This is a genomic window from Kitasatospora sp. NPDC053057 (assembly GCF_044546945.1).
GTDB lineage: Bacteria > Actinomycetota > Actinomycetes > Streptomycetales > Streptomycetaceae > Kitasatospora.
This window is the reverse complement of record NZ_JBITZP010000007.1, coordinates 154,886-167,733: the sequence shown is the minus strand read 5'-3', so window position 1 is coordinate 167,733 and position 12,848 is coordinate 154,886. Positions and strand designations below refer to the sequence as shown.

The following is a 12,848-nucleotide window of genomic DNA, read 5'->3' as shown; positions in this document are numbered from 1 at the left end:
ACGCGCAGGGTGGCATCCGGACCAGTCGGCGGTGGACGTCGGGGTCAGCGCTCGGGCCGTTCCTCCAACGCGTGCAGGACCTTGTCCAGGGTGATCGGCAGGTCCCGTACCCGCACGCCGCAGGCGTGCCACACCGCGTTCGACACCGCGGCGGCCGTGCCGACGATGCCGATCTCCCCGATGCCCTTGGACCCCATGGCGTTGACGTGGGGGTCGTGCTCGGGGAGCCAGTACGCCTCGATCGCGCCGACGTCCGCGTTGGCCGCGATGTGGTACTCGGCGAAGTCGTGGTTGACGACGTGACCGGTGCGGGGGTCGAGCACGCTGCTCTCGTGCAGGGCCATGGACAGCCCCATCGTCATCCCGCCGACGAACTGAGAGCGTGCCGTGCGCGGGTTGATGATCCGGCCCGCGGCGAACACGCCCAGCAGGCGCGGGACGCGCACCTCGCCGGTGTCCAGATGGACGTGCGCCTCGGCGAACTGCGCCCCGAAGGCGTGCATCGCGAGGCGGTCGTCGGCCGGCCCCACGGTGCCGGACGCCTCGGCCCCGTCCGGCGGCTCGCTCCCGTACTTGGTGCGGAAGGCGCCCGCCGCCTCGACCACGGCCGAGCCCCACGTCGTCATGCCCGAGGAGCCCCCGGCCACCGAGGCCATCGGGTAGTCGGTGTCGCCGATGCGCACGTCCACGAGAGCCACCGGTACACCGAGTGCGTCCGCGGTGATCTGCGCCAGGGTGGTCCAGGTGCCGGTGCCGAGATCGGCCGCGCCGATCTCGGCGACGTAGCGCTCGCCCTCCCGCCGGATCACCGCCGTCGACCTCGGCATGCGGTAGGCCGGGTAGGTGGAGGCGGCGACGCCCGTGCCGACGAGCCAGTCGCCGCGGCGGCGCACGCCGGGCCGCGGATCGCGCTCCGACCAGCCGAACCGCACGGCGCCCTCCCGCAGGCAGCCGACCAGGTCACGGCTGGAGAAGGGCTTGCCCGAGCCGGGTTCGACGGCGGGCTCGTTGCGGATCCGCAATTCGACCGGGTCCATGCCCAGGCGCTCGGCCAGCTCGTCCATGGCCACCTCGGGGCCGAACATGCCCGGGCACTCGCCGGGGGCGCGCATCCAGGACGGCACCGGGACGTCGAGGGCGGCCAGGCGGTGCGTGGTCCACCGGTTCGGCGAGGCGTACATCATACGCGCGGGGACACCGCTCTGCTCGGCGAACTCCTTGATGCGCGAAGTGAGTTCGACGACGTCGATGGCGAGAGCGGTGATCGTGCCGTCCCGGTCCGCACTGAGGCGACAGCGCTGGATGGTCGGCGTGCGGTAGCCGGCCAGGGAGAACATCTGCTGCCGGGTCAGGGCCAGCCGCACGGGCCGGCCGGGGACCGCGCGTGCGGCCATGGCGGCCAGGACGACGTTGACGTGCGGCTGCCCCTTGGACCCGAACCCTCCGCCGACGTACGGGCAGACGACCCGCACCCGCGCCTCGTCGAGGCCGAACACCGACGCCAGGACCGCCCGCGTCGAATGGACGCCCTGGGTGGAGTCCCACAGGGTGAGGAAGCCCTCACCCGCCGGGTCCCACAGGGCGGCCGTGGCGTGCGGCTCCATCGGGTTGTTGTGGTACATCGCGGTCGTGTACGTCTCCTCGACGCTCACCTCCGCAGCCGCCATCGCGGCGTCGACGTCGCCCTCGGCGGTGTCGGTGGGAAAGTCCGGGTTCACCCTCTCGGGCGCGTACAGGTCCTCGCGGTCGGCCCGCAGCTCGGCGTCGTGCGCCTCCTGCGCGTACTCGACCCGCACGAGAGCGGCCGCGTGCCGCGCCACCTCGGAGCTGTCGGCGACGACCAGCGCGACGACCTGGCCGCGAAAGGCGACCTCCTCGCCCTGCAGGACCGCCAGCTCCCTGTCCTCGGTGGATGCCAGGCGCTCCGCCGTGCCGGGGGTGAGCACCGTGACCACACCGTCGAGTCCTTCGGCGGCGGCGGTGTCCAGCCCCGTGACGCGCCCCCGGGCGACCGTGGCCTGGACGGCGTGCAGGTAGGCGGCGTTCGCCAACGGCGTCTCGTAGGCGTAGGTGGCGGTGCCCAGGACCTTGACGGCTCCGTCCCGGCGGGGCAGGTCGCGGCCGACGGCTTCGGGTTCGCTCGGGAACGTCATCGGGAGTCCTCTCCTGCCAGGTCGCGCAGGGTCGCGGTCAGGGTGCGGCGCAGCAGGGGGATCTTGAAGGCGTTGCCGCCGTCCAGTCCCTCGGCCGGCCGAGCGTCGGCGAGTTCCGCGTCCGCCGCGCTCCGGTAGCTCCGGTCCGACGCCGGGGAGCCCCGCAGCGCCTCCTCGGCTCGGTACGCGCGCCACGGCGCGTGCGCGACGCCGCCGAACGCGACGCGCGCGTCCACGATCACGCCGTCCTCGACGTCGATCGCCGCGGCCACGCTGACCAGGGCGAACGCGTACGAGGCTCGGTCGCGCACCTTGCGGTAGGCCGACCGGCGGGCGATGGGCCGCGCCGGCAGGTCGATCGCGGTGATCAGCTCACCGTGTTCGAGCACCGTGTCGCGCTCGGGAGCGTCGCCGGGCAGCCGGTGCAGGTCCACGAAGGGGATCGTGCGCTCCCCGGCCGGGCCCAGCGTCCGCACCCGGGCGTCGAGCGCGGCCATCGCCACGGCCATGTCGGACGGGTGGGTCGCGATGCAGTGCTCGGACGCGCCGAGGACCGCGTGGTGACGGGTCCACCCCCCGGTCGCCGAACAGCCCGAGCCCGGCTCCCGCTTGTTGCACGGTGTCGTGACGTCCTGGAAGTAGACGCAGCGGGTCCGTTGCAGCGGATTGCCCCCGACGGTGGCCATGTTGCGCAACTGCCCGGACGCGCCGGACAACAGCGCCTGCGACAGCACCGGGAACCGCTCGCGCACCCGGGGGTCGGCGGCGAGTTCGCTGTTGCTGACACCCGCGCCGATCCTGAGGGCGCCGTCGCCGAGCTCCTCGATCCCGGCGGGCAGCAGACCGGCGAGGCCGACGACCAGACCGGGTTCGACGACGCCGAGCTTGAGGTGGTCCACCAGGTTCGTGCCGCCGCCGAGGAACACCGCGCCCGGATTCCCGGCGACGCTGCGCACGGCGTCCGCGGCGTCCGCGGGGCTGAGGTAGTCGAAGGGCTTCATCCGGCCACCTCCGGACCGGCCGTCCGCCCGGCGGGGGACGACCCGGCCGCCTGCAGCACCGCGGTCACGATGTTGACGTAGGCCGCGCAGCGGCACAGGTTGCCGCTCATCCGCTCGGCCACCTCGGCGCGGTCCAGTCGCGGCGCCCCCGAGCCCTCGGTGACGGCGCTCGGCCAGCCCATCGCGAACTCGTCGAGCGCCCCGACCGCCGAGACCACCTGCCCCGGAGTGCAGTAGCCGCACTGGAGCGCGTCGCAGTCGATGAAGGCCCGCTGCACCGGATGGAGGCCGCCCTCGGCGTGCTGTCCGTCGGCGGCGGCCACCCCGGTGGCGAGACCTTCGGCGGTGATGACCTCGGCGCCGTCCTGGGTGACGGCGAGCGTGAGGCAGCCCAGCACGCGCCGCCCGCCGGACAGCACCGTGCACGCGCCGCACTGGCCGTGGTCGCAACCCTTCTTGGGGCTCGTGATCCCGAGCCGTTCCCGCAGGGCGTCAAGCAGTGTCGTGCGCGCGTCGACGGTCAGCCGACGCGCGATCCCGTCGACCCGAACGGTGATTTCCCTCTGCATCGCACGAGAGTCCCCGGCCCCGGCCATGTCCACACGGCGCACGGCGCCGCGTCACACCGGCGGCGGCAGGACGCCGGGGCCCGCCTGTACGCCGGAGCGAAGGGCGGGCGGGGACCGACCGGCCCCGCCCGCCCTGGAGCGGGTGTCAGCGGCGGAACAGGCCGGTCAGCACGTCCCACCAGCTGCGGCGCTGCGCCGGAATGGTCGCGGCGGCCGGGGTGCCGGCGGCCGCCGCTCGCTGGGTGGCCTCCAGCGCCCGGGTGGCGAGCTCGCGCTCCTCGGCGGCCCGGGCCGCCGCCGCGCGCTCGGCCTCCGCGACCGACTCCGGGTCGGGCTCGATCTCGTGGGGGGTGAACTCCACCGGCAGCGCGGTGAGGTGGCGGGAGATCCAGGCCGAGCTCCAGGTCAACTCCTCCTCGGGGACGGCGAGTCGGAGGTCCGGCAGCAGGGTGAGCAGGATGTCGATCCCGGCTTCGGCGACGTGTCGGCCGATGTCCTGTCCGGGGCACTCGTGCGGTCCGGCGCCGAAGGACAGGTGCGAGCGGTTGCCGTACAGCGGGGTGGCCAGGTCGGGCCGGATCACCGGGTCGACGTTGCCCGCCGCGAGGCCGAGCAGCAGGAGGTCCCCGGCCTGGATCTGCTGGCCGCCGAGCTCGGTGTCGGCGGTGGCCCAGCGCCCGGCGACCAGGGACATCGGCGGGGAGTCCCAGAGCACCTGGTCCAGCGCCTCTCCCAGGGTCATCTGGCCGCCGGACAGGTGGGCGCGGAAGCGCGGGTCGGTGAGCACCATCTTCAGCGAGTCGGCGATCAGGTTGACGGTCGTCTCGTTGGCGGCCAGCAGCACGACCCGCAGGTGCTCCATCACCTCGTCGTCGGTCAGCCCGGCCGGGTGGGCGAGCAGCCGGCTGGTCAGGTCGTCGCCGGGGCTTTCGTGCTTGATCGCGATGGTGCGGCGCAGGCTCGCCACCACGTACTCGTTGCTGGCGATCGCCGTCTCGGTGCCCTTCATCAGGTCCCGTGCGGCGTCGACGAGTTGGGGCCCGTACTCGTCCGGCATGCCGAGCAGCTTGGTCATCACCAGCATCGGCAGGTGCTCGGCGAACTGGGTGATCAGCTCGGCCCGGCCGGTCGGCCCGACCACCTGGACCAGGTCGGTGGTGAAGCGGCGGACGTGGCGGCGGATGCCGCGGCGGTCGAAGCCGTTCAGGCCGTCCAGCAGGGCGGTGCGCAGCCGGCGGTGCTCCTCGCCGTCGGCGAACACGCAGATCGGCTGCCAGGCGACCACCGGCAGCAGCGGGGAGTCGGCCGGGATCTCGTCGTTGCGGAAGGCGTTCCACAGCCGCGAGTCGCGGGAGAACAGCGAGGGGGTGCGCATCGCGGTGATGTTGGCGCCGTGGCCGAGGATCAGCCAGGCCCGGTGGTCGCCGTGCAGCAGCACCGGGGCGACGTCGCCGTACTCGGCGCGCAGCTTCTCGTACAGGCCCGCCGGGTCGGCCTCGGCCTCCGGGCCGTACAGCCGGCGCAGGCCGCCGGGGCCGATCGGTTCGACGGCGCGCCCGTGGGCGGGGCAGCCGGGCGGCGGGACGGGGGCGGCGTCGTCGTCGGGGAACGGGGTGGTCACTAGGTCTCCGGTCGCGAGGTTCGGACAGGTACGGCAGGGGTTCAGCCGGCGGGGGGCGCGGCCAGTTCGTACAGGTAGTGCATGAGCGTCATCAGGGTGTCCCGGCTGGATTCGCGGCTGCGCGCGTCGCAGGCGACGATCGGCACCTCGGGCGGCAGGTCGAGTGCCTGGCGCAGCTCGTCGAGCGGGTAACTCGGCGCCTCGGGGAAGCCGTTGACGGCGACCACGAAGGGCACGCCGCGGTCCTCCAGCCGTCCGATCACCTCGAAGCTGACCTCCAGCCGGCGGGTGTCCACCAGCACGACCGCGCCGAGCGCGCCCTCGAACAGGCCGTTCCAGAGGAACCAGAACCGCTCCTGGCCGGGGGTGCCGAAGACGTACAGCACGAGCTTGTCGCTGATGCTGATCCGGCCGAAGTCCATGGCCACCGTGGTGGAGGTCTTGCGCTCGACCCCGGTCGGGTCGTCCACGCCGACCCCGGCCTGGGTCATGGTCTCCTCGGTGGTCAGCGGGCGGATCTCGCTGACGGCGCCGACCAGGGTGGTCTTGCCGACGCCGAAGCCGCCGACGATCACCACCTTGACCGCCGTGGTGACGGTGTCGGGCAGCAGGTCCGCGCTCGCCGGTCCGACGGCCGTGTCAGAGCCGCTGAAGTCCATGGATCACCGCCTCCAACAGGGCACGGTCGGGGAGTTCCGCCGCGGGCACGGCGGAGCGGGCCTCGATCCGCCCGTCGTCGAGCAGGTCCGCCAGCAGGACGGTGACCACGCTCGTGGGCAGTTCGAGGTAGGCGGAGACCTCCGCCACCGAGAGCGGCGAGCGGCACAGCCGCAGGATCGCCGCGTGCTCGGGCTGCATGGCGGGGGTCGGTTCCGCGAGGGAGACGATCAGGGTGACCAGGTCGAAGACGCCCGGCCCGGAGGGGCCGCTGCGGCCGCGGGTGATCACGTACAGGCGATCGGGCTCGGGTCCGTCCCAGCCGCCCTGGTCGGCGGTCATGTGACTGCCTCACTGTGCTCGTTCATGTGCCCGCCCGGGCGCCGGCGGTCGTGGCCGGACGGTTCACGCGACCACCTCCGGATTGCGCGGCGGGGCGGACAGGTGCTCGCCGATCCGGTCCACCAGGTCGCGCATCTGGTGGCTGACCAGCCCGGCGTCCACGCCCTCGTCGGCGAGGACCGCGAGGTAGGCGCGGTCACCGGCCGACATCAGGTAGAAGTAGCCGCCGTCCACCTCGATGACGACCAGTTTCATCGCGCCGTTGCCGTGCGGGAACTCGTGCCCGACGGCGGCGGCCAGGCTCTGCAGGCCGGCGCAGGCGGCGGCCAGCCGGTCGGCGGTGTCCGGGTCGGCGCCGTACTGGGCGATCCGCAGGCCGTCGGCGGAGAGCACGATGACGTGGCGCACGTACGGGACGCTGTGCGCGAGGTCGTTGAGGATCCAGTCCATGTTGCTGCGGTGCGGAATCACTGCTCGCCTTTCCCTGCCGTCTCTTCACTGGTGTGTCCGGCGCTGTTCGGTGCGGTGCTGTTGTTTCCGGTGGTGGCGGTGTCGCCCGTGCCTTCGCTGCTGCTGCCGGTGCCCTTGTAGCCCTCCATGAACGCCTCCAGCCACAGGCCGGGCTGCTTCTTGGGCCGGGGGGCCGGGGCGGCCGGTCCCGCCGCGGGGCCGGCGGTCGGGCCGCTGGGCTGGGCGGTGCCGCGGGCGGGCGCGGAGAAGACGGCCCGGCCGGTCGGACGGCTGCGGCGGCGCTGCGGCAGGCCGTTGGCGGTGCGCTCGGTGATGATCACCTCGTCGTCCCCGGCCCCCGAGCCGGACGGCCCCCACGGGTTGGTCGAGCCGAAGGAGGGCCCGACGCCGGCGGACTGCCCCAGCCCCGCGGTCTGGCCGAGGCCGCCGGACTGGCCGAAGCCGCCGGACGGCCCGGTGCCGGACGGGGCGGTCCGGGCGCCCCAGGGCCGGGCGGGGGCCGCGTGCCGGGGCGGGTTGGCCGGGAGCGGCCGCGGGCCGGAGAAGGCGCCGATGCCGTGCGCCCGCCCGGTCGGGGGAGCGGTGGTGAGCAGTTCCTGGGGCACCACCAGCACCGCGCGTACGCCGCCGTACGCGGAGCGGCGCAGCGACACCTGGAAGCCATACGCCTGGCAGAGCCGGCCGAGGATGGCGAAGCCCAGCCGGGGGGACTCGGTGAGGTCGTCGAAGTCCTTGGAGACCATGGCCTCGCGCATCGAGCGCTCGGCCCGGGAACGGGCCTCGTCGGTGAGTCCGAGGCCGCCGTCCTCGACCTCGATCGCTATCCCGCTCTGCACCTCGGAGGCACTCAGGTGGACGTGGGTGTGCGGCGGGGAGTAGCGGGTGGCGTTGTCGAGCAGCTCGGCCACGGCGTGGATCAGGGGTTCGACGGCCGGGCCGGTGACCGAGATCTGCGCCACCGGGTGCAGGTCGACCCGCTGGTACTCGAGGATCCGGGACATCCCGCCGCGCAGCACGCTGTAGAGGGCGATCGGGCGGGTCCACTGGCGGCCGGGCCGGGCACCCGAGAGGACGGCGATGGAGTCGGCGAGGCGGCCGACCAGGGCGTTGCCGTGGTCCAGGCGCAGCAGGTCGTCGAAGACCGCCGGGTCGTTGCCGTGCCGGTCCTCCATCTCCCGAAGGTCCTTGGCCTGGCGGTGGATGATCGCCTGGACCCGGCGGGCCAGGTTGACGAAGGCGCGCTCGGCGGTGTCGCGCCGACTGACCTCGTCGTCGACGGCCTGGGCGATGCCGCGGACCACCAGCTCCAGCGAGTGGCGGAACTTCCTTGACAGCAGCGGGTTCGGGCGCTGGAACGGCTGGAGCAGTACGTCGATGGACGAGCCGTACCGGGCGCCGCCGACCAGCCGGCGCAGCTCGCCGGTGGCCATCCGCTCGATCTCGTCCTCCTGCCCGGCCAGTTTGCGCTGCAACTCGTCGACCCGCCGGGTGTGTTCGTCGCGCAGTTCGGCGAGGGCCCGGCCGCGGCGGGCGGATTCGGCGGCGACCACGGCGACCAGAACGGTGGCCGTCGCCCCGCACCACAGCAGTTGGGCCCGGGCTCCGGCCGACACCACCACCGCGGCGACCCCCACCGCAGCCGCCATCACGGCTGTGGGCAGCAGCCAGCCGAGCAGGGGCGCGCGGCGCCGTCTGGCGGGTGACGATCCAGCTCGAAGCATTCGGCATCCTCAAACGATCGGTACAGAACGGGGACGGGCGACGACCGGCTCCGGAGGCGTGGTGCTGCAGCATAGCCAAGTTCAGGACAATCCTGACCAAAGCTCAAAAATACTGTCCGTCAACCGACTTGTGGCAACTTGCCGGATATGCCAGACATCTCGCACACCTGTCGCAGTCCGGGTCGGTGCCGCCCGGCCACCAAGGCTTCTCGCCCGGCCGCCCCCGCACCGGGAACCCGGCCCGGATTCGCTCATGTGAAGGGTTTCCGGCCCAAGTCGCCGCGAGCGGAGGTGAGTTCGTGCTAGGCGCGTCGTGTGGGGCTCGCCCGTCACTCCTGTGGGGGACGGCGCGGTGCGGCGCAACAGATGTTGCTCAACAGGGCAATGGTTGTTGACGGCTCGTGCGCGCGGTCCCTACAGTGCGGGGCCATGGACATGAACGATCTCGGTCGGCGGGTGGCGGCGGACGTCGCCGGTGGGGGCGGGCTGGACGGCCTGCACCGGCTCTCGGGGGTGATCGAGGCGCTGGAGGATCGGCGCACCGACCTGGTGGAGGAACTGCGGCGCGGCCGCGAGGCGACCTGGGAGGAGATCGGCCGGGCCTGCGGGATGACCAGACAGGGCGCGACCCGGCGCTGGTCCGGCCGGCTGCGGGCCCGCTCCTTCGGCCTCGCGGCCGGCTCCTACCAGCACGGCCGGCCCGGCTACCCGCAGGCGCTGATCGGCTCGGCGGTGCCCCGTGAGGCCCGCCGGGTGCTCGATCTGGGCGCCGGTACGGGCAAGTTGACCAGTCTGCTGGTCGACGCCGGACTGGACGTGGTCGCGGTGGAGCCCGACGAGGGCATGCGCGACCGGCTCGCCGCCGCCGTACCGAAGGCGGCGGTACGGGCCGGCTCGGCCGAGCACATCCCGCTGCCCGACGCCTGCGTGGACGCGGTGGTGGTCGCCCAGGCCTGGCACTGGTTCGACCAGGCGACGGCCGTACCGGAGATCGCCCGGGTGCTCGCCCCCGGCGGGACCCTCGCCCTGGTGTGGAACGTCCGGGACGAGACCGAGCCCTGGGCCGCCGCCCTCGGCGCGCTGATGCACCGGTCGGCCCGTCAGCAGATCGACACCGCACCCGTTCTGCCCGCCCCGTTCGGCCCGCCCGAGCGGCTGGAGATCCGCTGGGAGCACTCCACCACCCCGGCCGGAATCATCGATCTGGTCGCCTCCCGCAGCTACGTCATCGCCCTGCCCGAGGCCGAACGCGCCCGGCTGCTGGCCGACGTCGAGCACCTGCTCGCCACCCACCCCGGCCTGGCCGGGCGGGAGGAGATCGCCATGCCCTACGTGACCAGGTGCACCCGTGTCCGCCTCGGCTGAGCCCGCCGCCGTCATCCGCCGCCTCGGGGTCGCGGACGCCGAACCGTACCGGGCCTTCCGGCTCACCGCCCTGCGCGAGACGCCGAGCGCCTTCACCTCCGGCTACGCCGAGGAGCGCGCCAAGCCGATGGCCGACACGCTCGCCCGCCTCGCCGGGATCGAACACGGGCCGGGCGCCCTGCTCGGCGCCTTCGACCCGGACGGCGCCCTGGTCGGCACCGCCGGGCTGCGGGTGAAGCAGCGCGGCCAGGAACGGCACAAGGCCACCCTGTGGGGCATGGCGGTGGCCCGCCCGGCCGGCGGCCGGGGAATCGGCGGCGCGCTGGTCGACCGGGTGCTCGCGGTCGCCGCCGAGGACGGGCAGCTGCGGCAGGTGCTGCTGACCGTCTCCGAGGGCAACGAACCGGCCCTGCGGCTCTACACCTCCCGCGGCTTCGAGGTCTGGGGCCGCGAGCCCCGGGCCGTCCTGGTGGACGGGCAGGCCGTCGCGAAGCTGCACATGGTGCGGCTGCTGCCCGAGCCGACGGGCTGACAATTGTCATGGTGCGGGGGTGTGGCAGCACACTGCCGCCCGCCCCCGGCCGACGGCCACGATGAGGGCATGACCTCCACCGACCCGCACCACCCCGACATCCGCCGGGCCTTCCGCACCGTACGGCGACTCGTGCTCGTCTACCTCGGCCTCAGCGCCCTCACCCTGGTGGCCGCCTTCGCCCTGCGCGACCACACCGACCTGATCACCCCGGCGGTGTGGGTCCGCGGCACCATCGTCCTGGCCGGCGCCGCCGTCGCCCTGCTGCTCACCGTCCGAGCGGCCCGCGGCTCCCGCGGCGCCTTCCGAAGGCTGCGGATCGTCTCCGGCGCCATGCTGGTCGCGATTGCTGCGATCATCGCCGTGCCGGGGGTCTTCCCGGTCTGGATGAAGATCGAACAGGGTCTGTGCGGCCTCGCCCTGCTGGGGGTCGCCGTGGTGCTCAACGGACGGCAGCTGCGCACGCTGTTCGCCCGGCCCTGAGGAGGGGACGCAAGAGTGACCGACCTCGACCGTGAGGACGCGCCGGCCCCCGCCCACCGCTGGGCGGGCGGCTGGCGGCGGATCATGCTGGGCACCGGGATGCTGGTCTTCCCGACGCTCACCGCGGTGGCCGTGAGCGGCGACGTCGGCGGGTCCGCAGCGGTCGCCGGGCTCGCCGTGGTCATCGCGTTCTGCCTCTGCTACGTGCTCCTCGCGCTCGCCCTCGGGCGCGAGCGGCGGAGCTTCATCAGACCGCTGCTGGCGGTGATGACCGCCCTGTTCCTGGCCTCGCTGCCGTTCGCCCACGCGGACGCCTTCTACCTCGCCACCGTGATCGTGTCGGTGGTCGCGGTGCTGTGGCGGCAGCACACCCTCCGGGCGGTGACCGCCGGCACGCTCGCGGCCCTGCTGGTGCCCTGGGCGGTGCCCGCCTGGCACACCGGGCCCGGCGGATTCCAGGCACTGGCCTTGCTGTTCACCTCGCTCACCTGCGGGGCCTTCGCCGAGATCGCCGCCACCAACCAGGCCCTGGTCGCCGCCCGCGCCGAGGTCGCGCGCCTCGCCTCCGAGGCCGAGCGCAACCGGATCGCCCGCGACCTGCACGACCTGCTCGGCCACTCGCTCACCGCGATCACCGTCAAGTCCCGCCTCGCCCAACGGCTGGCCGCCAAGGACCTGGACCAGGCGGTGGCGGAGATGACGGCCGTGGAGTCGCTCTCCCGCCAGGCCCTCGCCGACGTGCGCGCCGCCGTCACCGGCTACCGGGAGGTCACCATCGCCGGCGAACTCGCCCGCGGCCGCGAACTGCTGCGCGCCGCCGGGGTGGTGGCCGACCTGCCCAAGGCGGCCGACGCGGTCGGGCCGGAGCAGCGCGAACTGTTCGGCTGGGTGGTGCGCGAGGGCATCACCAACGTCGTCCGGCACGCCCGGGCCGGACGCTGCTCGGTGCTGCTGACCGCCACTTCGGTGGAGATCCGCGACGACGGCCCGGGCGGTGCCGGCCCCGGCCTCATCGGTGCCGGCAAGGGCCTGACCGGGCTGCGGGAACGGGTCGCGGCGGCGGGCGGTACGGTCGAGGCCGGCCCGCTCGACCCGCGCGGGTGGCGACTACTGGTCACCGTCCGGCAGACCGACTCGCGCTCCGAAGGGACGACATGACGATCCGCCTGCTGCTCGCGGAGGACCAGGAACTGGTCCGCACCGCGCTGCGCGCCCTGCTCGACCTCGAGGACGACTTCGAGGTGGTCGCCGCCGTGGGACGCGGCGACCAGGTGGTGGAGGCCGCCCGCGAGCACCGGCCGGACGTCGCCCTGCTGGACATCGAGATGCCCGGACTGGACGGCCTGGCGGCCGCCGCCGTCCTCGCCCAACAGGTCCCCGACTGCCAGGTGGTCATCCTCACCACCTTCGGCCGCGCCGGCTACCTGCGCCGCGCCATGGAGGCGGGAGCGCTCGGCTTCGTGGTCAAGGACGCCCCGGCCGAGGTCCTCGCCGACGCCATCCGCCGGGTCGCGGCGGGGGAGCGGGTGGTCGACCCCGAACTCGCCGCCGCCACCCTCGCCGCCGGCGCCTCCCCGCTCACCGCCCGCGAACGCGACGTCCTCGACGCCTCCCGCTCCGGCGCCGGAGTCGCCGACATCGCCGTGAAGCTCTACCTCTCCGAGGGCACCGTCCGCAACTACTTCTCCTCCGCCATCGCCAAGACCGGCACCCGCAACCGCACCGAGGCCCTGCGAGCGGCCGACGAGCGCGGCTGGCTGTAGGCCGGAGCACATGGCCCTGGACGGAACCATCGCCCAGCGGGTCGGCGAACTCGGCAGCGGCGGGAACCCGAACGCGTTTCGGGGCTGGTGAGCCGGTTAGACGCACGGAGCCGAGGGAGCGGGAGCGGCCGGAGAGCCGCCGTGCCGCGGAAGGACGCGGAGGAGAAGAG

General features: G+C 73.9%; 13 protein-coding genes. 5 read left to right on the top strand and 8 right to left on the bottom strand.

The window, feature by feature from the left end:
- Nucleotides 1-44: 44 nt before the first annotated feature.
- From ACIG5E_RS10845 to ACIG5E_RS10810, 8 genes are all read right to left on the bottom strand, one after another.
- Nucleotides 45-2,153, bottom strand: coding sequence for a xanthine dehydrogenase family protein molybdopterin-binding subunit (locus ACIG5E_RS10845; RefSeq protein ID WP_396532968.1), 2,109 nt, complete (start codon nt 2,151-2,153; stop codon nt 45-47).
- The gene (locus ACIG5E_RS10840; RefSeq protein WP_396532967.1) at nt 2,150-3,154 is read right to left on the bottom strand and encodes an FAD binding domain-containing protein; all 1,005 of its coding nucleotides are present in this window, start codon (nt 3,152-3,154) and stop codon (nt 2,150-2,152) included. Before ACIG5E_RS10840 ends, ACIG5E_RS10845 begins: the two co-directional genes overlap by 4 nt.
- Complete coding sequence (locus tag ACIG5E_RS10835) at nt 3,151-3,723, bottom strand: (2Fe-2S)-binding protein (RefSeq protein WP_396532966.1); 573 nt, start codon at nt 3,721-3,723, stop codon at nt 3,151-3,153. The genes ACIG5E_RS10840 and ACIG5E_RS10835 overlap by 4 nt, the downstream gene beginning before the upstream one ends.
- Nucleotides 3,724-3,868: 145 nt before the next feature.
- On the bottom strand, nt 3,869-5,344 hold the full coding sequence (locus tag ACIG5E_RS10830; RefSeq protein WP_396532965.1) for a cytochrome P450: 1,476 nt from the start codon (nt 5,342-5,344) through the stop codon (nt 3,869-3,871).
- Between the two features lie 41 nt (nt 5,345-5,385).
- Nucleotides 5,386-6,003, bottom strand: a complete 618-nt coding sequence (locus ACIG5E_RS10825; protein WP_396532963.1) for a GTP-binding protein — start codon at nt 6,001-6,003, stop codon at nt 5,386-5,388.
- A complete protein-coding gene (locus tag ACIG5E_RS10820) occupies nt 5,984-6,343 on the bottom strand; it encodes a DUF742 domain-containing protein (protein ID WP_350510307.1) in 360 nt (119 codons plus the stop codon). The genes ACIG5E_RS10825 and ACIG5E_RS10820 overlap by 20 nt, the downstream gene beginning before the upstream one ends.
- 63 nt (nt 6,344-6,406) lie before the next feature.
- On the bottom strand, nt 6,407-6,793 hold the full coding sequence (locus tag ACIG5E_RS10815) for a roadblock/LC7 domain-containing protein (RefSeq protein ID WP_197698027.1): 387 nt from the start codon (nt 6,791-6,793) through the stop codon (nt 6,407-6,409).
- 17 nt (nt 6,794-6,810) lie between these two features.
- Complete coding sequence (locus ACIG5E_RS10810; RefSeq protein ID WP_396532962.1) at nt 6,811-8,535, bottom strand: ATP-binding protein; 1,725 nt, start codon at nt 8,533-8,535, stop codon at nt 6,811-6,813.
- 429 nt (nt 8,536-8,964) lie between these two features.
- Between ACIG5E_RS10810 and ACIG5E_RS10805 the strand changes: the two genes are divergently transcribed.
- From ACIG5E_RS10805 to ACIG5E_RS10785, 5 genes are all read left to right on the top strand, one after another.
- A complete protein-coding gene (locus tag ACIG5E_RS10805) occupies nt 8,965-9,900 on the top strand; it encodes a class I SAM-dependent methyltransferase (protein WP_396532961.1) in 936 nt (311 codons plus the stop codon).
- Nucleotides 9,884-10,432, top strand: a complete 549-nt coding sequence (locus tag ACIG5E_RS10800; protein WP_396532960.1) for a GNAT family N-acetyltransferase — start codon at nt 9,884-9,886, stop codon at nt 10,430-10,432. The genes ACIG5E_RS10805 and ACIG5E_RS10800 overlap by 17 nt, the downstream gene beginning before the upstream one ends.
- Nucleotides 10,433-10,501: 69 nt before the next feature.
- Nucleotides 10,502-10,915: a hypothetical protein gene (locus ACIG5E_RS10795; RefSeq protein WP_396532959.1), complete on the top strand. Its 414-nt coding sequence runs from the start codon at nt 10,502-10,504 to the stop codon at nt 10,913-10,915.
- Between the two features lie 15 nt (nt 10,916-10,930).
- Nucleotides 10,931-12,073, top strand: coding sequence for a histidine kinase (locus ACIG5E_RS10790; RefSeq protein WP_396532958.1), 1,143 nt, complete (start codon nt 10,931-10,933; stop codon nt 12,071-12,073).
- Nucleotides 12,070-12,678 (top strand): response regulator, encoded by a 609-nt coding sequence (locus tag ACIG5E_RS10785; RefSeq protein WP_396532957.1) that lies wholly within the window; start codon nt 12,070-12,072, stop codon nt 12,676-12,678. Before ACIG5E_RS10790 ends, ACIG5E_RS10785 begins: the two co-directional genes overlap by 4 nt.
- Nucleotides 12,679-12,848 lie beyond the last annotated feature (170 nt).

Bases quoted from the DNA above. Each gene is read 5' to 3' on its own strand.
- ACIG5E_RS10815 (WP_197698027.1), bottom strand. From the start codon at position 6,793: ATGGACTGGATCCTCAACGACCTCGCGCACAGCGTCCCGTACGTGCGC.
- ACIG5E_RS10810 (WP_396532962.1), bottom strand. From the start codon at position 8,535: ATGCTTCGAGCTGGATCGTCACCCGCCAGACGGCGCCGCGCGCCCCTG.
- ACIG5E_RS10795 (WP_396532959.1), top strand. From the start codon at position 10,502: ATGACCTCCACCGACCCGCACCACCCCGACATCCGCCGGGCCTTCCGC.
- ACIG5E_RS10825 (WP_396532963.1), bottom strand. From the start codon at position 6,003: ATGGACTTCAGCGGCTCTGACACGGCCGTCGGACCGGCGAGCGCGGAC.
- ACIG5E_RS10785 (WP_396532957.1), top strand. From the start codon at position 12,070: ATGACGATCCGCCTGCTGCTCGCGGAGGACCAGGAACTGGTCCGCACC.
- ACIG5E_RS10845 (WP_396532968.1), bottom strand. From the start codon at position 2,153: ATGACGTTCCCGAGCGAACCCGAAGCCGTCGGCCGCGACCTGCCCCGC.
- ACIG5E_RS10805 (WP_396532961.1), top strand. From the start codon at position 8,965: ATGGACATGAACGATCTCGGTCGGCGGGTGGCGGCGGACGTCGCCGGT.
- ACIG5E_RS10820 (WP_350510307.1), bottom strand. From the start codon at position 6,343: ATGACCGCCGACCAGGGCGGCTGGGACGGACCCGAGCCCGATCGCCTG.
- ACIG5E_RS10840 (WP_396532967.1), bottom strand. From the start codon at position 3,154: ATGAAGCCCTTCGACTACCTCAGCCCCGCGGACGCCGCGGACGCCGTG.
- ACIG5E_RS10835 (WP_396532966.1), bottom strand. From the start codon at position 3,723: ATGCAGAGGGAAATCACCGTTCGGGTCGACGGGATCGCGCGTCGGCTG.